Genomic DNA, 19,567 nt, shown 5'->3' with positions numbered 1-19,567 from the left:
GCTCTGCCGCATCAAAAGTTCACGCCATAAAGGTCCAGCATGTGGTTCTTGCACCCGCGCCGCGAGCAGATTTGCACCATACCCCCACCGCGGACCACCATGGGAAACATCGGGGCCCCGCACTCAGTGCAGCTGGATGGGCCCACCAGCTCCGCATGGCAGTGAGGACAGAAGTTGTGGATGATCGTGTCCATAGGGATTTCGTGTTCTGAGGCAATGGTGTAGCTGCCGTAGAGCGAGGAAAGACGAACCCAGCCGTGCTTTTGCCCGAAGGAGATCGTCAGCCGAATCGAAGGGTATCCGTCGATGAGATACTCGGGGTCCATGAGGCTGTGGTTACAGCGGGGACAGTTGACCTCCACCGGAAAGACCCGCTCGTCGGCGGTCACATCCACTTTGTCCAGGCCTTCCTGTGTGCGGTCCAGGACGTGGCGCACCTTAGTCTTAGACATGTGGGGAAAGTAGTGCCCGTCCACCACCACCATTGGACCCAAGGCACAGGCTCCCAGGCAGTTGACCGTCTCGAGGGTAAACTGGCCGTCACTGGTGGTCTGCCCAGCGCGGACACCAAGTTGACGTTGGAACTCCTCCGCCACCATCGGCGAGCCGCGCACGTGGCAGGCGGTCCCCATGCATACGGAGATGAGATGCTTTCCTCGGGGGGTAAGGCGGAAAGAGCGGTAGAATGTGGCAATGGCGTAGAGGTCGACCAGGGAGCGGCCTGTCTTCTCGGCAACAATGCGGAGCGCCTCTTCAGGAAGATAGCCGTATTTGTTCTGGATCTCTCGAAGGATGGCGATAGTGTCGCCTGCGACGGCTCGGTGCTTGTCGATGATCTCGAGCACCTCTTCAGGCTTCATAGCTTCCTTTCCATGGTTCACCACTCACTCATTGGTCCTCTATCCCTGACGGATCAGGATTTACCTGTGGTTGCCGTTGCTGGAGTGCTTGCGCCACAAGTTTGAGAATCTCCTCGCGCTTGATAGGCTTGTCCAGATAGGCAAATGCCCCCGCCTCCCGTGCGCGGCACTGTACGGCTTCATCTCCATAGGCCGTCACCAGGATCACCATCGAATGCGGACTGCACCGCCGTATCTCCGCCAGCAACTCGATCCCGGGCAGGCCAGGGAGCCGATGGTCGGTGATCACGAGGTCGAACGCGCCGTTCTGCACCGCGCGCAGTGCTTCCACGCCATCGGCGGCAAGTTCCACACCGTACCCCTGTTTGGCGAGGGTCTTGCCCAGCGACAGCCGAAACTCGTGATCGTCATCGACAATGAGGACGCGATATTGTGGCGTCTGAGAGGCCATGGCACAGTCCTGACTTCTTTCTCTCGTCCCGGCACCCACGGGTACGCGGCAAAACCGTGGGGTCAAAAACTGTGCCACCACTCGCCATTTGTGCCGCTCGGCAAGTCCCCTAACCTTAAGCCACTTATCTTCGTCCCTTACCTGGGCATGTGGAGCCCTCCAGCTACCATTCCCACAATCGGGAAAGACCCATTTCGTGCTTTCCAGAACTAAGAATGAACTGGCGAGGTTGGGATGCCCAACTCTGCCATTTTCCGATAGAGGGAAGAAAGGCTCAGGCCCAAGATCTCTGCAGCCCGCTCCTTGTCATGCTCGGTGTGGCGGAGCACCGACAGGATGTGCTGACGTTCAAAGTCCTTCACTGCTTCCTTCAGATGCCGGGAACGGCCCTGGCGCTCATAGTTGCTGGGCTGCAGGTTAACGGGCAGATGCGCCAGTCCAATCAGAGGCTGGTCGCACAGAATCATAGCCCGCTCAATCACATTATCCAGCTCCCGCACATTGCCCTTCCAGTCGTAGGCCATGAGGGCGGCCATCGCCTCGTCATCGATGCCCTCCACCTTGGAATTCAGCTCTACCGCGTGGAGGCGGATGAAGTGGTGGACCAGATCCGGGATATCCTCCTTCCGCTGCCGCAATGGCGGTATCTCGATGCCCACCACGTTCAGCCGGTAGTAGAGGTCCTCCCGGAAGGTCCCCTTCTCCACTTCCTTGGCCAGGTCGCGATTGGAGGCGGCAATGATGCGCACATCTACGGAGATGGGGGTAGTGCTGCCGACAGGCAGGATCTCCTTCTCCTCGATGGCGCGCAGCAGTTTGATCTGCAGGCCGAACGGGACGCTGCCGATTTCATCCAGGAACAGGGTGCCGCCGGAAGCCACCTTGAAAAGCCCATCTTTGTCGCGGATAGCCCCGGTGAACGCGCCGCGGGTGTGGCCGAAGAGTTCACTCTCCATGAGATTCTCGGGTATGGCGCCGCAGTTGATGGCGACGAAGCGCTTCTCCGCGCGGGGGCTGCGGGCGTGAATAGCGCGCGCTACCAACTCCTTGCCTGTGCCGCTCTCGCCGGTGATCAGGACCGTGGAGGAGATGGGGCTGAGGCGCTCCACCCACTCCATCACCCGGCGCATCGCCTCGCTCCGTCCCACCACCAGCTGGTAGCGCTGTCGCCCTTCCAGCTCCTCGCGCAGGTAGCGGTTTTCCAAGGCAAGAGTCTGGCGTTCAGCCGCCCGCCGAATCGCCTGCAACAGCTCTGCCCGCTTGAGCGGCTTGGTCACGAAATCGTAGGCCCCGGCGCGCATCGCCTCCACCGCCCCCTCGATGGTGCCGTAGGCGGTCAGCACCAGCACCTCCACATCCGGCCACTGCCGCTTGATGTGACGCAGCAGGTCCATCCCGCCCATCTGCGGCATGCGCAGGTCGGTGAGCACCAAATCTACATGCTTGGTCGACAGTATCTCCAACGCCGCCTCGCCACTTTCCGCTAGCAAGACAAGATACCCTTCCTTGCGTAGGACCTTGCCCAGCGAGTCGCGCAGATCGCTCTCGTCGTCGACCACCAGTATTGTCTTGTCCACTTGACTCACACGACCTCGACACTCTGTGCCCCGCGAATGGGCAGAAAGATAACGAATTCGCTGCCCACGCCGACCGTGCTTGTGCACTGCACCGAGCCGCCGTGTTCTTCCACCACGTGGCGGGTTATGGTCAGCCCCAATCCTGTGCCAAACTCCTTGGTGCTGTGGAACGGCTCAAAAATCTTGGGCAGCTCCCGTTCTTCAATGCCCACACCGGTGTCGGCTACTCTCAGCTGCACGTACTGGCCGTCGTGCTCGGTCGCCAAGGTGAGCGTGCCGCCGTTGGGCATCGCCTCGATCGCGTTCCGCAGAAGGTTTTGCAGCGCACGGTACATCTGCGCGCGGTCCACGCGGACCTGCGGCAGGCCTTCTCGATACTGTGTGCACACCTGGATTCCCTTTGCCGCCAACTCCACCGCCGAGCGCCGGAGGAGCTCTTGGAACAGCTGATTGACGTCAGTCAGCTGCAGCTTCAATTTGGGGATGCGCGCAAACTCCAGGTACTCCTGGCTCATCTGGGCAAGTCGATCCACCTCCGAGGCGATGGAGTTGAGCAGGTCGCGAATCTCTTCTCGCGAAGCCTGGCTGAGATTGGCCACCTCATCGCCGAGCAATTCCACGTTTAGGCTGATGGACGAGAGCGGGTTGCGAATATCATGCGCCACCTTGGCGGCCATGCGCCCCACAGTGGCCAGCCTTTCCGCCTGGAGTACCTTCTCCTCCAACCGCTTGCGCTCGCTGATGTCACGAATCACCGAGGAATAGCCGATGATCCGGCCCTTGTCGTCGCAGATAGTGCTCAAGGTGACATCCACTGGCACCTCGCGGCCTGCCTTGGTAGTGAGGATTGTCTCGATGTTGCGCAGGTAGCGGTCCCTGCGGACCTGCGCCAAGAGATGGCGCAGCCGTTTGCGCCGTTCGGAGCCAGGCGGTGTCAGTACCGTGATGCGCTTGTGCAGAATCTCGAAGGTGGGGTACTCAAAAATGGCTTCCGCTCCTTTGTTCCAGAAGATGATGCGGTTATGAGCATCAAGGCCGACAATGGCATCGGCGGAGTCATTGCTAACTGCCTCGAGAAACTCTTGCTGGGTATCCACTCGGCGTTCCAGCTCGCGGATGTCTGTTACCTCGCGCACGAGTTCCAAAACCTGGGCGATGGACCCATCTGAGCCTCGAAGGGGGGTGGCGATGATCTGGAAATAACGCGTCTGCCCATTCCCATTGTGCAGTTCCACGTTGCTCTGCTCCACGTGTCCGCTGCGGAAGGCCCGGACGGTGGCACAGTCCTCGCACCCGCGCTGTGTGTGCCAGCCTAACACATCACATTTGGTCCCTGGTTTGACCTCCTCGTCGGCCTCGCCACGGCATAGGTAACGGTTGTGCCACACTACACGCATGTCGCGATCGATGATGGCGATATCCGCGCCAATGGCTGCTACCAATCGGTCGAGCTTCTCGCGCTCGGCTTGCACCTGCTCGAGAAGCCGCCGCTCCTCCTCGGCCTTTAATGCCTCGCGGCTCCGCCGTTCCACCTCCTTCACCTGAAGCTCCTGGTAGATGTCGGAGTACTCCAGCACGGTCTGGTGGAACGGCTCTTCCACCTGGTGCAAAGTAGCGTAAAGGCTCCCCTGGTCTTCCGCGTACGCCTGTTCCACCAGATCCGAGATCACGCGTTTGCCCACCAGGAATGCACGCTGGATGTCCGACAACCGAAAGCCTTGCTGGATGCGCATAGGCGCGATCTCGTGCATGAACTCATGCAGCCGCTCATAGGAACCGGACTCAAGGAGGTGGATTGTGGCATCAAGATGCTTGCCGGTGGTCATGAGCAGCTCCGAGAGCGGACGCGACCGGTAGCTGGGGATGGAGCGCTGGATTTCGGTCGCCCAGAGGTGCACAATGCGATCGCGGTTGCTTCTCAGAAATGCAGCCAAGCGAGAGCTCATATCTCCTGTTCCATCGCGCTTCTCACGGCACCCAGGCTGGCACCTGTCCAACCTTGATACCAAACGCGGGAATTGCCACGGCATATACCACCAGTGTAACGAGGATAACCCCTAAGAAGTTCAACAGAACACCTGCCTTGGCCATCTGCGGGATAGTCAGGTACCCCGAGGCAAAGACCACCGCGTTCGGCGGTGTGGCCACCGGCAACATGAAGGCGCACGAGGCAGTGATAGCCCCGGGCACCATGAGCAACAGGGGGTTCATGCGCACGGCCACTGCCGCGGCGCCAAGCACCGGCATGAAAATGGAGGCGATCGCGGTATTTGAGGTCACCTCGGTGAGAAAAGTCACCGTCAGGCAGACCAACATCGTCAATAGCACCGGTGGGAGCGAGCCCAGCGACCTTAGTCGCTCAGCCACCCAGGTGGCCAGTCCAGAGTGCTCGAAGGCTCCAGCCAAGGCGATCCCTCCGCCGAACAGAATAAGGACGCCCCAGGGGATACCCCGCGCCGTCTCCCAATCCAACAGAAACTGCCCTTTCTTTACGTCGACCGGCAGCGCAAAAAGAAGCACCGCGGTGGTCATGGCAACCGTGGCATCATTCACCGTGCCCCCTACTCCCAGCAGACCGGCCCATCCTGGTATGCGCAGGAAGCCGAGGTCGATGTCCGCTCGCCCCACCCAGGCCAGGGCCGTAAGCACAAATAGGCCCGCCACCAGCCACTCACCGCGGGACGGCCGCCCAAGCTTCGCCAGCTCCTGCGCTAGCACTTCTCGGCCCCCGGCGATCCTCTCCTTGCCCACTGGCAAGACGATGCGCGTAAGCACCAACCAGCTCAGCGGCAAGAACAGAACCACCAGCGGCATCCCCACCTTCATCCAATCCAGAAAGCCGATAGCTGGTGCCTGGGGAAACAGCCGACGGAGCTGGGCGACAAAAATGAGGTTTGGGGGTGTGCCGATGAGGGTGCCGATGCCGCCGATGCTGGAGCCATAGGCAACGCCCAGCATCAGGGCTGTGCGTAGGCGCGTCCGCTGGCGCTCGTCCACCGCTGCAGAACCCTCACCCAGGTGCAGCACCAGCGCCAGAGCAATAGGGTACATCATCAAGGTGGTGGCGGTATTGGAGATCCACATGGAAAGTGCGGCTGCAGCAATCATAAAGCTGAGCACCAGGGTACGGGGATTTGTCCCCATGAGTCGGATCACGTGGAGGGCGAGGCGTTTGTGCAGCCCCCACCGTTGCATGGTTGCAGCCAGAAAGAATCCGCCCATGAACAAGAAGATTGTGCTGTCGCCGTAGCTCGCAGCCACTTCATGCATGGGCTGGACCCTGAGTGCGGGCAAGATCACCAAGGGGAGCAGCGCGGTGGCCGGTACAGGTACGGCCTCCGTAATCCACCACCAGGCCATCAGCGCACCCAGGGCAAGCACACGGTGCGCCGCCGGTTCCAGTCCCATGGTCCCGCGCAAGCCCCAGAGCACACCAACAAATAGGATAGGACCGGCGGCAAGGGCGCACCACTTCCACAGACGACGCGCTACCGCGGCCTGGTCACCATCATGTCCGCTTGCCACCGCCTCTGCCATACGGGAAAAGAGAGAGCTTCTTGAGCACTCCTTCCGCTGAACAAGTTAGGCCTGCTGGCCCTTTACGCTCCGCAGGCTGCGCACAGCCTGGGCTACTAACAAACCGGCCAGTGCAAACAGAATTGCGCCTATCCCCACAAGGAGATAGTTGCCTCGCACAAAGTTCTTGTGAATCAGCGAAGCCAAGGCAGTGAGAGTCACTAAGAACATGAAGATCATAGGGTAGCGCACGAAATGGGTGCGCATCCCCCCCTTTGCCAACCATACCGAAACCGCAAGCAGAGCCAGAGCAGCCAGCAACTGGTTGGCCGATCCGAACACCGGCCAAATCGCCTGCGAGCCACCGCTGACGAGAAATACCCATGCTACCAGGATGGTGATGGCGGTGCCCACGTAGCGATTTGCCAGCCATGAGGAGGATCCCTTGCGGGTCCGCCTTTCGAACAGCTCTTGGAAAGCAAAACGCGCTAACCTAGTGCTCGTATCCAGCGAGGTGAGCACGAACGCGGATACCCCTAGCGCTGCAAAGGTGGTGGCCAGATCGGCCTTGATGCCCAGCAAAGGAATACGCGCCATGAATCCACCGACGCCTTCGGCAAAGATGGGAACAAAGCTCTGCGCCCCATACAGCTGCCTGAACCGCCCGGGGGCCATGGTGGCCGCGGCCATCAACGCCACGATGGCGAGCACCGACTCGATGAGCATGGCGCCGTACCCGATCGGCTTAGCATCGCTCTCCTTGGCCACCTGCTTGGCAGTAGTGCCAGAGGCCACAAGTGAGTGGAAGCCGGAAATGGCCCCACAGGCGACAGTGACAAAAAGAACGGGGAAAAGAAAGCCAAGATCGGTGTGGAATGTGGTTACCGCTGCCAATTGGACCTTCGGGTGGGCAAAGAAAATCCCCAATGCGCCCCCCGCCAGGAGCGCGTAGAGAACAAAGGAATTGAGATAGTCCCGGGGTTGCAACAGAAACCACACCGGCAACACCGCGGCACCAAAGCAGTAGAGGAGCAACAGGTAGCGCCACATCTGCGCTGAAAGCAACAAGGGCCAGCGGTACCCCGCATACACACACAAGAAAAGCAGGATCACTCCTACCAGCGTCGCTCCCAGGAGCGGCATACCTCGGCGATAGATTGCCCACCCAAAAGCCACTGCCAGCACCATAAAGAGCAACGAAGCAGTCGCTGCCGACGGCACACGCTCAAAGGTCGTGGCCACAAGTTGGGTGAACACGGCGATCACTAAGAGCAGAGTGGACCACGAAAAGAGCAAGAACAAGATTTTGCCGTTTCGGCCGATATGCTCCTCAATCACCTCCCCGATTGACTTGCCACGATGCCGAAGGGAAGCCACGACGGCGCTAAAATCGTGCACAGCCCCCACAAAGATGCCCCCCACCACAATCCACAGGTACACCGGCAGCCACCCGAAGATGGAGGCCATGACCGGCCCGACGATCGGCCCGGCGCCGGCAATGGAGGCAAAGTGGTGCCCCAATACCACGGGGGCTCGCGTGGGTACATAGTCCACGCCGTCGTTCATGGTCTGTGCAGGGGTGGGGCGGGTGGGATCGATCCCCAATCTCCGCGCCACATATCCCCCGTAGCTCAGATAGGCTCCCGCAAAGAGAATTGCGCCGAGCAAAACCAGCAACGGGGCGCTCATCCATCCTCCCTCGTGTTGTGGACGGCTCGCCAGTATCGGGCGTTAGGCGAAAAGGAGGCTGCCTCTACCGCCCGCCGCTGCCAAAGTCAACACGAGGGGCTTCGCGTGCCGGGCTGACCGCTTCGAAGGTCTCCCGCATTTTGAAGTTGAAGATGCTGGCGATGATGTTGGTGGGAAAGCGCCTCACCATGGTGTTATACCGCTGCACCACTTCGGTGTAGCGACGGCGCTCCACGGATATGCGGTTTTCGGTACCGGCCAGTTCATCCTGCAGACGGATAAAGTTCTCGTTGGCCTTCAGCTCTGGATACCGCTCAACCACCACCAGCAGCCGGGCCAATGCAGAGGAAAGCTGATCGTTGGCCTGGATGAGCTCCTGCGGGGTCCTCGCCTGCCCCACTTTCGCCCGCGCCTCGGTCACGGCAATCAGCGTCTCCCGCTCGTGTGCGGCATAACCTTTCACGGTCTCTACCAGGTTGGGGATGAGGTCGTACCGCCGCTGGTATTGGTTTTCCACCTGCGCCCACGCGGCCTTCACTTCCTCATCCGTGCCAACGAGTGCATTGTACGTGGAACACCCACGTAACCCCAAGAACAGGATCACGACAATCACAACGATGAGGACTAGAGAGCCTGTCTTGCGCATTGTCTCCTCCCAGTCATGGCTTAAATTTGTCAATCTCCAGTGCCAACCGTCTTATCTCCCAGATGTACTGTTGCGCTAGCCGGTCAGTTTCCTCCTCGCTGAGTTTTTCCCCGTTCCACACACCAAGCAGCCGTGAAAATACCTCCTCGTTCAGGCCGAACATCTGCACGCCCCTGGTAACGATCTCCATCTTTGTCGCAGGGGGCTCCACGTCTTTCAATACTAACAGAGCCTCAAATAGCGGCACAAACGCAGTCAACGAGCGCCGAATCAGTTTTGTCAGCTCTGCCTTGCTTCCCTGCGTGGCTAGGTAGGCTTCGCGGAGGTGGAGAAGCTTTCCCTTGACCTCGTGCTCGCACTGCAGGCGCAACAACTTTTTGTCGATTTGCAGGGACTCAAGCGGGTCATCCCCATACACCATGCGATGGTGCTGCTTCAAAGCCAGGAACTCCATCGGGAAACTATCCAGGGAAGTGCTGATGTACTCGGGGGTCATGAACAATGGGATGCTGACGTTTCTCTTTCGCCACTTCCGTACCAGCGGGAAAGCTTTAGCCAGTTCCTTCATGCCATTTTCCGTAAGCACGATGAGGAAGTTGATATCTGAGTGCTTGCGCCTGTACTCGCCGCGCGCGCCGCTGCCATAGAGGACAATAGACAAAAGGTCCTGACCGAAAACGGCACGATAGTCATTGGTGAATGCGGCGAATACTTCGTCAGGTGAGTACGGAACTTTGGCCATCGCTTACCTCCACGCGTCCATTCCCCTGCCCGGCGCCTTCTGCCGCTGGTCGCATCGGAATTGGGGCGCTGGCTTCAGCTTAGTATCCACCACCCGCACCGCCTCCGCCGCTTGCACCACCACCGAATCCGCCAAATCCGCCGCCGAAACCGCCGCCGAAACCACCACCGAAGCCACCTCCCCAGTAGCCACCGCGGCGCGAGGGACCGAACATGGAATTAAACACAAGGAACGGAAACAGACCCCCACCGAAGCGGCTTAGGAGAAGGAGCATGAGAATGATAAAGACTATTGAGCAGAAAGGAAGCGCGGTGCGCCCCCCTGCCCGTGGCGAAGTGTCTATGGCCGGTTCCTCGAGCTCCAGGGTCACACCGTACTCTTGCGCGATGAGCTGCGCGGCAGCTATCGTACCGGCCAATAAACCCCTGCCATATTCGCCCCGACTCAGATACGGACGAATCTGATCGCGGTAGATGTCCCCTGCCCTCGCGTCGTTAATAGCTCCTTCTAGCCCGTAGCCTACCTCTACCCAGATCTTGCGCTCGGCAACTGCATTGAAAATGAGGAGGCCGTTGTGCTTATCCTTCTCGCCTATCCCCCAGCTCTCAAACAGACGGTTGGCATAGTCCTGGTAGTCGTAGTCGCCGACGGTCGGCATGGTGACCACGGCTATCTCCGCGCCGGTCTTACGCTTGACCTCCTCACACACCGCCGCGATGCGCGCCTCGTAGTCAGGCTCGATGACATTGGCAAAGTCGTTTACATAACCCCGCGGCTGTGGGAACTGCTGGGCAGGAAGCGACCCGGCCGCAAACCACGCCAATCCTATCGTGATCAAGACCAAGATGGGTGGGGCCCACCTTCTGTGAAGCTTCACTCACCGCTCCGTTTCAACACGCACTCGTTTCCAGTGCCATCCAAACAGCCAGGTGCCCAAGCGACGGGTGAAGCGACGTTTGCTCATCAGCCGCTTCAGGCCTCTCATCCGCTGGCTCCTGCTCTCTCTCCCCGCGGCAGGGGGCGCCTCATCATCCCACGCAAGGTTCCTGCTTTCCTCATCCAGCAATTCCTGGACGGTGACCACCCCCTTTTTGAGCAGGAGATTGACCAGCGTGCGCAGGGAAATGGTATCGGCCAGTGGAAAATCAACCTGGCAACCCTGGATATGATCTGTCTCATTGTCCGATTCGTGTGCCATGAGAAGCAGGTCCCTAAGATGCCCTCATGCCTCAACGCAAGAGCTTGGCCAGGATTATGCCTAGGATGAGCCACAACGGAATGCTGACGATAAGCGCCCAGTTCAGCCCCCTCAGCATGGGGATGGCCTTGAGCTGGCTCTTGCGTTCAAGACCGCGCTCAATCCTGAGCTTGAGTTCCTCCAAGTTCACGGGTTTCACAAGGTAATCGTAGGCCCCTTCGCGCATCGCCCGGATCGCTGAATCAAGCGAAGGGTAAGCCGTCAACAGGATGACCACCGCATGTCGGTCCAGGCTCATGATCTCTTTGAGCAACTGCAACCCGTCCATCTCCGGCATCTTCATGTCCGTGACCACTGCGTCGATAGGGTACTCCTGATACTTCTGCAAGCCTTCCCTACCGTCTTTGGCCACTATCGGATTGTAGCCCCACCGCTTCATTACCTGCGGTAGGACATCCAGGATGTCCTGCTCGTCGTCAACTATGAGGATGTTAGTGGTCGCAGTCATAGCCTTCTCCCCACCTCACTCCGATCTCGTCGCCTCACATCCTGTCCCAGTCCACCGACACATGCCTGGTTTAGATGCGTTTTTCACGCCTCTGCCGAATATAGCCCATTTTCCCCTTTTTTGCAAGCAAAAAACGGTGCTCGAAGGGCAAGAAAAAAGGCGAGCACACCTGTGCCCGCCGAGGACGATCCGTGAGAGTCGACGGAGCTACTTGTTTTCCACGCCAAATGTGTAACGTTGGCGATAGGTGCGAGGAGGAGTGCCTGCCGGGCACCGTCCAAAATCGCTCCAGCTGAGCATGCAGTTGACAAGGGCTCGCTCCAACTCCTCATCACCCAGCGTAGAAGCTATGACGGTCACGCTGCTGACGTTCCCTTCTGGCGAGACCACAAAGCGCAGGTCCAACGAGCCCTCCAACATGGGGTTGATCTTTACCCGTTGACGGTAACACTCCTGGATCTCCCCGTTGTGGCGAGCCAACACCTCGGCTACATAGAGCGGGGAGCGAAGGTCCAGCACTGCCGCCGCCGCAGTGCTCCCCTTGTACTCTTGCGCCTTCCCTTCTCGGGTCTCTTCCATGAGCTCCAATTCGCCATTCCGCGCGAGGTCGAGCCAATTCGTTGCCACGGCACGAGAACCAGAACTACCGCACTCCTCCGGTGCCTGAGCGAGCTGAGAACCGCGCAGCGTACTCTCTTTACCAGTGGGCGGAGTAGTAACTACGCTCTCACTCCCTTGTGGCGTTGGCGCACACTCCCTAGTATGAGAGGTACCTGCGAATCTCTGTTCTTCGCGCTCACCCTCTTGACCTCCGCCTGCCACCACAAGCGAATCCCACGCACTCACAGCTGGGCGTTGGGGTTCGGGGCTCTTTTCTCCCTGGCCCAAGCGCAGCGCCAGCACTGCGGCCACGCAGCCGACTACAACACACCATTTCCCCGCGTGACGCACCATGACCCTTCCACCTCCCTTCATCGCGACGGCTACCCAGAGCCTGTGAGGCTGGCCGATCTGCCCTTCCTTGCTCCTCCGGGTCCAAACGGCCCCCTTTGCAACCGCCCCCCGATGTTCCCCTTCAAAGTCACGAAGGTCCATCGGTTTCGGTCCTTTCCTCGTGGCGGTCGCGCCCTTTATGGCCCCCGCAGCTGAATCGCCGCGCAGGCCCCGCGACATGTGCAAATATCGGACTCTTTCTCAAATGGAGACACGCCGCGCGGCGATGGAGCACTTATGCCACTTCTCGGGTGGGTATCCTACTGACTCCTTTCGCACAGCGGCCTATCCGAAAAATGCTGTGGAAATTTACAACAATTCCGAAAGAAGTCAAGCGGATTTTTTGGAAGAAAGGCGGCCGGAAGAATGCGAATCTCTGTCAAGGTTGCGATATGTCTAAATATTCTACATGCCTTAATTCGCACGCCATAGTTGGGCGCCACAGGGGTGCGGCCGCCAGCATCCCTTAGCCAGCAGGGCTATTTGGCCAATAGCAGTTTTATTCTCCGCACCTCCCCTTCGTGTCTGAGCACCGCCACGTACACGCCGCTGGCCACCGGCTGCCCCGACGCGTCTCGCCCGTCCCAGGCCACCCGGTACACACCCGGCTGGTGCGGCCGGTCACACAAGGTAGCAACAAGCTGGCCTCTGACGTTGTACACCCCCAACTGTACCAGGCCTGAGGTGGGAACGTGGTACTCCAGGACCGTCACAGGGTTGAATGGATTTGGGTAGTTTGGCAAGAGGGCAAGGCACTGCGGCACGGCCGCGTCTAAGGTCTGAGCAACCTCCGTCTTCTCTGTGGCCAGAGTAAGGTAGCAGAATTCCTTGAGGCGCACGAAGAGCTCATGGTCGTTGGCATCGTACACCGGAACCCGTGTCCAAGCTCCCTCCCGGCTACTATAGCGATAGCAGGGAATGTCGACGGGCCGCGTCACCCCTGCCCAGCCAAGGGTGTCCCAACTGTACTCGATTCCCACCGTTACCGAGTCGGCGAAAGTCAGGCCATCGGGCCCGAGGTAGTGGAAAAGGTCCACGGCTTTCACGTTTGATGGCAGGGCAGGGGGGTCCCAGATGAATCCAATTTCCAACGGCGTCGGCGCGGTAAGGGCGCCTTCCGGAATTAGCACTTGTATGCCCGTGTGCTCTAACGACAGGGTGCCGCCCATTTGGTCTACGGTCTGTCTCAGCATGACAAAGGCCGTATCCCGACAAGTGGCAAAGGCAAAGCTGGTATCCAACCTGCCCAGATGATACCCCAGGTCTTCGCATTCCACCCGCACGGTGACATGCCCGTTGGACCGGTATGGCGTTGCCGGGTGAAAAGCGACTGTATAGGTATCGCCAACCAAGAGCATCGAGGCTCGTCCTCCGGTCTGGTCAACGCCCCCTGACAGCACAGTGCTCCCTTCCACCTCAACTTGCAGCGTGCTGGGATCAATGCCACCCGAGCGTGCCTGAATACCAAGGAAGACGGTGGCGTTTCTTGGTGCCCCTACCGATCCAGGGCGCGGGTAACTGTAAAGCAGTATGGGGGGGGCATACGAACCGAGCCCAAAGTTCGCGCGCACCTGCTTAGGCGCGTCGACACCTACCAACGCTGGGTTCTGCGTACCCCGCAGGTCGCCGGACCACCCCCAGAACGAGTATCCGCGCGTCCCATCAGCAGAGGCCCGCACCTCCACCTGGCTTCCCTCTGGGTACCATTCGCCGGGTGGGGCAGGCACCACGTCCCCACCCTGCGGTGGGTTTGCCTGTGTAGCCAAGAAACACTCCACGCCAAAGACGGCCGTGTAGCTGGTGGTGTTATCCACCACAACCTCGTGAGTCTGCTCACCGCCGTCGCTCCACGAGTAGAAGCGATACCGCCGGCCCGCACCGATGCTCTGCGGCGATGGTGCCGCCAAAGTGTGTCTGCTCCCTGTAGGCCAGGAAAAAGTCTGAGGGGCCTCATATGGAATCCCGTCAACCACGATCTGGCGTCCCTCTGGGACAGAGGCGACGACAATCTGCCTAACGGTGAGAAAGGTGGCGGTGGCCGACAGAGGGCGGCTCATGACTACTGTGGCCGGATTTGGCATTCCTACCAAGTCGCCGGCCCAACCTCCCCAGACGAAGCCTGGGGCGGGCGTAGCAGTAAGCACCACAGTGGCTCCCTGCGCATACCAGCCGCCCGGCGGGGCCGGCACCAGCGTCCCCCCTTCCTGTGGAGTCGTGCTTAAGCTCAGGAAATACTCCGTGCCAAATCGGGCGGCATAAAGAGCACCACCGGTGACCACAACGGTATGGTTCTGCTGCCCGCCGTCACTCCACGAGGAGAATACATACCGTACCCCTTGCGCGCCAGGTTGGGGTGAAACCACCCCAATGCTGTGCGTCGAACCTATGGGCCAGTCGAAGTCACAAGGGGCGTTGTAAGTGACGCCGTCTACGACGACACTCAGACCACTGGGCTCGGTGGTCACGCGCACGTGACCAGGCGGAGTGAAGTTGGCTGTCACGCTCTTCGGCCCGTTCATAGTGAGCGAAGCCGGGTTAGCCGTCCCTGAGAGTGCACCTGACCAGCCGGCAAACGTGTAGCCCCCCGTGCTATTCGGCACGGCACTCAACGCCACCACCGCCAAGCTATCACACCACAGACCTGGCGGCTGGGGGACCATGGTGCCTCCCTCTGGCGGACTTACTGCAGTGGTGAGTCGGTACTGCCTGGTCCATTGGGCCCTCTCTGTGACTGGATTGAACATCACCACGCTTGCTGTGGTGTCGGCACCCGTGTAGGCCCCCTGGCCCTCTCCTGTCCAGCGCGCAAAAACAAGACGAGTCCCTCCATTCAACCCAACCACACTGGGGGCCACTCCGAAAGTGGCGGTGCTTCCCTGCCGATACCACCCCTGGCCGAAGGCTGTACCATAGGGGGTCAAGACGGTTAGAAGGTGCTCCGTGACCCAGGAGGCGGTAATACTTTTCGGCCCATCCATGCGCAAGGAATCCACCGGGCCGCTTCCCGAAAAGTCGCCCTTCCATCCGCTGAACACGTACCGGGTAGCGCCATGCACCTCCGGGGAGGTGACGCCGAATCGCGCGGTCGCTCCTGCGTTGTACCACCCTTGGCCCGTGGGGGAACCATAGGCGGAAAAAACCCACAAACGGTACTGTGTCTGCCAGTTTGCCTGTTCAGAGATGGGGTTGCTCATCACTACTGTGGCGACAGCATTGGGCCCGCTGTACGAGCCCTGGCCGCTCCCCTCCCACCCTTGGAACAAGCGCCTGGTGCCCGGTGTAGTGGTGTCTGGGGAGGTCACGCCGAATGTCACCGAACTTCCAGCCGGGTACCACCCCCCTCCGTAGGGCGCCCCATAGGCGGAGACGACTGTCAGCTCATACTGGGTCTCGTACTGGGCAGTAATACTGTAGTCATGGGCAGGCACGATGATGGAATGACTCTGGCCACCCCCGTCGCTCCACGTGCCGAACACGTACCGAGTCCCTGGACCGCCGGCTAATGGTGAGGGGGCCTCGACCGTGTGGGACGACCCTTCAATCCACGTGAAGGTTTGCGGTGCCAAATACAGTTGACCATCCACTCTTAGTTGCAAGCCTGGTGGGTTTGTCGCCACTGTGATCTGCCGCGTAAAAACGGAAATGACCAAGTTGAGTGAGTCCACAGCGGCGCTGGAGAACACTACTGAAGCGCTCCCGCGACCCACGCCACCATCGCGCACCTCTACCCGTAACGTCTCGCCCGGGGTCCATGTATGGGGAAAGTTCTCGCACTGGATCCAGTAACTCCCACTGCTATACCCACAGCCCGGCGAGCTCTGGGTCATGACCTCATCGGGATAAGATGTCTTAAAGGCGGTGAAGGTCGCCACTGGCGGTATAGTGCCGTTTGGGTAGCGCACTTTGCCGGCCACGCGGTGGGGCGAGATCGAGGCCGTAAAGTCCACCGTCGCCCCCGGCACATCGGCGCAGGTTGCCCGGACGCTCTGGGTGAGCCCCACACTTCCCATGACAAAGTGCGTACTGGCCACGCCGAGACGATCTGTGGACACTGGCTGCTGCTCCAGAAAGCGCCCGTTGCCCGTGACTACCGTGAAAGTCACCTGGGCCCCCACGACATTCTTCCCGTATTGGTCGGTTACCTTCACGCGCAACGGAGCCGGCAATGCTACGTTGCCCGGGCCCTGTTGCCCATTGCCGTCCACCATCGCCAGTTGCGCGGGTTTTGAAAAGTATAACTTGGTATTTGCTGGGACGCTACGGGCACGGAGGGTTGTGCCGTCAAGAAGCACAACTTTGACATCGACCGAGTCGCGCTGCCCCAGGCCGAAGTGGAGAACATAGTCGTCCTGACAAAGATAGCCGTAAGCGCTCATCATCTGCCTGTAGCCTACCAGGTGATTGAGGCTATCGCAATACCCTTTATCGAATACCCACACCTTGGTGCCAATGCCCCCTTTGTCGCCCTTCGGCCCACGCCCGTAGACCTTGAGCCACTTATTACTGGTTTGGGTATCGTTGCGCAGCAGGCGGTTCCAGTAGCGCGCGTCGGCGGCCTTGTTGGCGTCCGCGAAATAGATGTCCAAATCCCCGTCATCATCAACGTCTGCAACCGCACCACCGCGGGGGTCATAGGAGTAGATTTCGGCACCCGTGCTCGAAAGGGCAACAAACCTGCCGCCATCGTTGCGGTAGAAAATCGCCCGATTGGGAGAATCCGTACTGCCGAAATGCTGCGGAATGTAGAGGTCGATGTCGCCATCATTATCGGCATCTATCGGCAAAACCGTGTACCCCCTTCCGGCGAGATTGAGCGTGTTAGTCACGTCTTCGAAGTAGCCGTCTCCGCGATTCCGGTAGACATACACTTTGCCCAGGTACTTGCTCTGCCCAATCACAAACAGGTCAAGGTCCCCGTCGTTGTCATAGTCCACGAAGGTGGCCCCATCGTTCCAGAACGCCCCCCGCACGCCACGCTCACCGGCCTGCTCGCTGAATGTGTTGTCGCCGTTGTTAATAAAAAGGAGATTGCAGGGACTGCCCCACTTACCGTCATGCGTGTTATCGCGACGACAGATGTAGATGTCGATGTCTCCGTCATTGTCAACGTCTGCTGCCGTGACCCCCTGCTGCCCAAACCCGTCCTGGGTTACATTTCTCAGTCCCCAGTCCACGAGTTGGAACGTCCCATTCTTCTGGTTTATGTAAAACTCGTTCGGCTCCGCCTGGTTGTCGGGCAGTCCTGCACCAACGCAGTACAGATCCATATACCCGTCCTTGTTGGCGTCGAACGCCACCACGCCCCTGGTGCTGTACGGCCAGTCACGCAAGCCCGCCGACACGGTGATGTCATCGAAGAAACCGTTGCCTCTGTTACGGTACAGACGATTGCGGGCAGTGGTGTTGCCGTTGTACACGTCCCAATCGTCATCGTTGTCGAGGTCAAAGAACACCACACCGTGACTGCCAATACCGTATGAGTCCCGCAATCCCCGTCGCGACGCCTCCTCGGTGTAGGCGGCGTTCCGCACGCTGACATAGAACACCTCGGGGTAGGACGAGGTCCCTTCATTTGCCTGCGATACATAGATCTCTGGCAACCCGTCACCGGTTACGTCGGCCATAGCTACACCGTGCCCATAGACCGACACCCCGTTGACCAGGTACCCTTTGACGTTCTTCGCCTCAGTGATGTCAGTAAAACGAATCTGCTGCGCAGCGGCTCCTACCGTCCATATGCACGCAGCAAGGACAAGTCCCCTCCATGCGAGTGCTCTGCGATCCATACCGGCCATCCTCAAAGAAAAGCCCACAGCCCCACCCTAGTTGCGTGGAACAGCGGGCCCATCCCTCCTGACCATACACCGCGACTCTTCCGATTGTCGGATTTTCTTACATGCAGAGACCCCCATTGCGGAAAAAAGGTTTTGTAACAAACGCAGAAAATCGTGGGGGAAGCCGCGGGGGCCGGTCAGGAGATCACGGCCGAACCCCCGCGTGGCAAACGCTACAGCTCGCGCGCGTGTTCTTTAATCTTTGCGATCGCTTCGACGATGTCAGCCATGTCGTCCCTGGTTCCCAACAGCATGTTTTGGGTGAACCACACCGCCTCTTCGTAGCATGCGCGCTCGGTCACGGGCGTGTGCACCGCGCTGTACTCCACCGGCAGAGGTACGGTTTTGCCTCGCGGCCCGAATGACTTGCGCAAGAACACCGGCTGCCTGTTGAGGGGCAAGGAATAGCCAGGGCTGCAGGGTATCCCTTCTTTGCGGAGCGCCTCGATGAAGCGCGCCTTTGGCGCCCCCGCAAACTCTTCTTTCTTGTAGCGGAAGATATAGAGGTGATGGGACTGCCGCGTGGCCTTTGTCGGGTTAGCCAAGGGTTCAACGCCGGGGATTGTGCTCAGCTTTTCGTCCAAGTAGGCGGCGTTCTCATGTCGAATGGCCTGGAGCTCGTCCAAACGGCCCAGCTGCGCCAAGAGGACGGCGGCTTGGAACTCGGTCATCCGGAAGTTGCCGCCATAGTAGAAGTGCTCGTACCATTGCCCGTCCGCGCTGCGGCCGCAGTTGGCATGGGCCCGCGCCATTTTGTCGATCTCCGGGTCGTTGGTGGTGATGATCCCCCCTTCGCCGGCATTGATATTCTTGGACGATTGGAAGCTAAACGCGCCTGCATCGCCTATGGCCCCCACGCGGCGGCCGTCCCATTCGGAGCCCCACGCTTGGCAGGCGTCCTCCACCACTTTCAGCGCATGTTTCTGGGCAAAGGCCATAATCCTGTCCATGTCAGCCGGGCGACCGGCAAAGTGCACCGGCATCAGTGCCGCCGTGCGGGGCGTCACGTGCTGCTCCAGAACCTCGGGATCCATGTTGTACGTATCCGGCTCCACATCCACGAACACCGGAATTGCTCCCGCCTCCAGCACCGCCGTGGCCGAGGCGATGAACGTATAGTTGGGCACCAACACCTCCTGGCCGCTCTCCACCCCGGCAGCCATCAAAGCAATGCGCAAGGCGGTGGTCCCACTGTTCACGCAGATGCCGAACCGCGCCTGCTGGTAGTCGGCAAACTTTTGCTCAAATTCCTTTACCTTGGTCCCTGCCAGAGAGCCCCACTTCCCGCTTTTCACCACTTCCGTCAGGTTGGCGATCTCTTCGTCACCCCATACCGGCCATTTGGGGAAAGGCTTCTCGCGCACAGGTGCGCCACCGTGCAATGCCAACTTTGCCATACACCCGCTCCTCTCTATTGTTGTGTCACAGTCAAAGTCCGCCTGAAGAATGGGTCGGCGTCAAATATAGGGAAAATCACGCTCACCGGCAAGCACTATTTATGCCCGCCTGCTCCTGCCAAAACACCTTGCTTTTCAGCGCCCCGTTGGCTACAT

The 19,567-nt window shown here is 59.7% G+C and carries 14 protein-coding genes; all 14 read right to left on the bottom strand.

What is annotated here, in order from left to right; translation table 11 throughout:
- Positions 1-11: 11 nt before the first annotated feature.
- Positions 12-860 (bottom strand): NAD(P)H-dependent oxidoreductase subunit E, encoded by an 849-nt coding sequence (locus tag ONB25_01945; GenBank protein MDZ7391652.1) that lies wholly within the window; start codon positions 858-860, stop codon positions 12-14.
- Between the two features lie 28 nt (positions 861-888).
- A complete protein-coding gene (locus ONB25_01940; GenBank protein ID MDZ7391651.1) occupies positions 889-1,311 on the bottom strand; it encodes a response regulator in 423 nt (140 codons plus the stop codon).
- Positions 1,312-1,520: 209 nt separating this feature from the next.
- Positions 1,521-2,897, bottom strand: a complete 1,377-nt coding sequence (locus ONB25_01935; GenBank protein ID MDZ7391650.1) for a sigma-54 dependent transcriptional regulator — start codon at positions 2,895-2,897, stop codon at positions 1,521-1,523.
- Positions 2,894-4,822, bottom strand: coding sequence for a PAS domain-containing protein (locus ONB25_01930; GenBank protein ID MDZ7391649.1), 1,929 nt, complete (start codon positions 4,820-4,822; stop codon positions 2,894-2,896). Before ONB25_01930 ends, ONB25_01935 begins: the two co-directional genes overlap by 4 nt.
- A gap of 34 nt (positions 4,823-4,856) precedes the next feature.
- Complete coding sequence (locus ONB25_01925; GenBank protein MDZ7391648.1) at positions 4,857-6,413, bottom strand: DASS family sodium-coupled anion symporter; 1,557 nt, start codon at positions 6,411-6,413, stop codon at positions 4,857-4,859.
- Positions 6,414-6,470: 57 nt separating this feature from the next.
- The gene (locus tag ONB25_01920) at positions 6,471-8,093 is read right to left on the bottom strand and encodes a carbon starvation protein A (protein MDZ7391647.1); all 1,623 of its coding nucleotides are present in this window, start codon (positions 8,091-8,093) and stop codon (positions 6,471-6,473) included.
- A gap of 64 nt (positions 8,094-8,157) precedes the next feature.
- Positions 8,158-8,739 carry a LemA family protein gene (locus ONB25_01915; protein ID MDZ7391646.1) on the bottom strand — a complete coding sequence of 194 codons (582 nt, stop codon included), beginning with the start codon at positions 8,737-8,739 and terminating at the stop codon, positions 8,158-8,160.
- A gap of 13 nt (positions 8,740-8,752) precedes the next feature.
- Entirely contained in the window at positions 8,753-9,481 is a 729-nt protein-coding gene (locus tag ONB25_01910; GenBank protein MDZ7391645.1) for a nucleotidyltransferase domain-containing protein, read from the bottom strand.
- 79 nt (positions 9,482-9,560) lie between these two features.
- On the bottom strand, positions 9,561-10,358 hold the full coding sequence (locus ONB25_01905) for a TPM domain-containing protein (protein MDZ7391644.1): 798 nt from the start codon (positions 10,356-10,358) through the stop codon (positions 9,561-9,563).
- Entirely contained in the window at positions 10,359-10,679 is a 321-nt protein-coding gene (locus ONB25_01900) for a hypothetical protein (protein MDZ7391643.1), read from the bottom strand.
- 31 nt (positions 10,680-10,710) lie between these two features.
- Entirely contained in the window at positions 10,711-11,187 is a 477-nt protein-coding gene (locus ONB25_01895) for a response regulator (GenBank protein ID MDZ7391642.1), read from the bottom strand.
- A gap of 207 nt (positions 11,188-11,394) precedes the next feature.
- Positions 11,395-12,141, bottom strand: a complete 747-nt coding sequence (locus tag ONB25_01890) for a TonB family protein (protein ID MDZ7391641.1) — start codon at positions 12,139-12,141, stop codon at positions 11,395-11,397.
- A gap of 518 nt (positions 12,142-12,659) precedes the next feature.
- Positions 12,660-17,966 carry an FG-GAP-like repeat-containing protein gene (locus ONB25_01885; GenBank protein MDZ7391640.1) on the bottom strand — a complete coding sequence of 1,769 codons (5,307 nt, stop codon included), beginning with the start codon at positions 17,964-17,966 and terminating at the stop codon, positions 12,660-12,662.
- A 221-nt stretch (positions 17,967-18,187) separates the two neighbouring features.
- Positions 18,188-19,411, bottom strand: a complete 1,224-nt coding sequence (locus ONB25_01880; GenBank protein ID MDZ7391639.1) for a DegT/DnrJ/EryC1/StrS family aminotransferase — start codon at positions 19,409-19,411, stop codon at positions 18,188-18,190.
- Positions 19,412-19,567: the final 156 nt, after the last annotated feature.

The organism is candidate division KSB1 bacterium, assembly GCA_034506335.1.
Classification (GTDB): Bacteria; Zhuqueibacterota; Zhuqueibacteria; order JANLFK01; family Oleimicrobiaceae; genus Oleimicrobium.
The sequence above is the reverse complement of the archived record's forward strand: the minus strand, read 5'-3'. Positions and strand labels throughout refer to the sequence as shown.

Bases quoted from the DNA above. Each gene is read 5' to 3' on its own strand.
- ONB25_01900 (MDZ7391643.1), bottom strand. From the start codon at position 10,679: ATGGCACACGAATCGGACAATGAGACAGATCATATCCAGGGTTGCCAG.
- ONB25_01945 (MDZ7391652.1), bottom strand. From the start codon at position 860: ATGAAGCCTGAAGAGGTGCTCGAGATCATCGACAAGCACCGAGCCGTC.
- ONB25_01880 (MDZ7391639.1), bottom strand. From the start codon at position 19,411: ATGGCAAAGTTGGCATTGCACGGTGGCGCACCTGTGCGCGAGAAGCCT.
- ONB25_01890 (MDZ7391641.1), bottom strand. From the start codon at position 12,141: ATGGTGCGTCACGCGGGGAAATGGTGTGTTGTAGTCGGCTGCGTGGCC.
- ONB25_01910 (MDZ7391645.1), bottom strand. From the start codon at position 9,481: ATGGCCAAAGTTCCGTACTCACCTGACGAAGTATTCGCCGCATTCACC.
- ONB25_01885 (MDZ7391640.1), bottom strand. From the start codon at position 17,966: ATGGATCGCAGAGCACTCGCATGGAGGGGACTTGTCCTTGCTGCGTGC.
- ONB25_01920 (MDZ7391647.1), bottom strand. From the start codon at position 8,093: ATGAGCGCCCCGTTGCTGGTTTTGCTCGGCGCAATTCTCTTTGCGGGA.
- ONB25_01895 (MDZ7391642.1), bottom strand. From the start codon at position 11,187: ATGACTGCGACCACTAACATCCTCATAGTTGACGACGAGCAGGACATC.
- ONB25_01940 (MDZ7391651.1), bottom strand. From the start codon at position 1,311: ATGGCCTCTCAGACGCCACAATATCGCGTCCTCATTGTCGATGACGAT.
- ONB25_01915 (MDZ7391646.1), bottom strand. From the start codon at position 8,739: ATGCGCAAGACAGGCTCTCTAGTCCTCATCGTTGTGATTGTCGTGATC.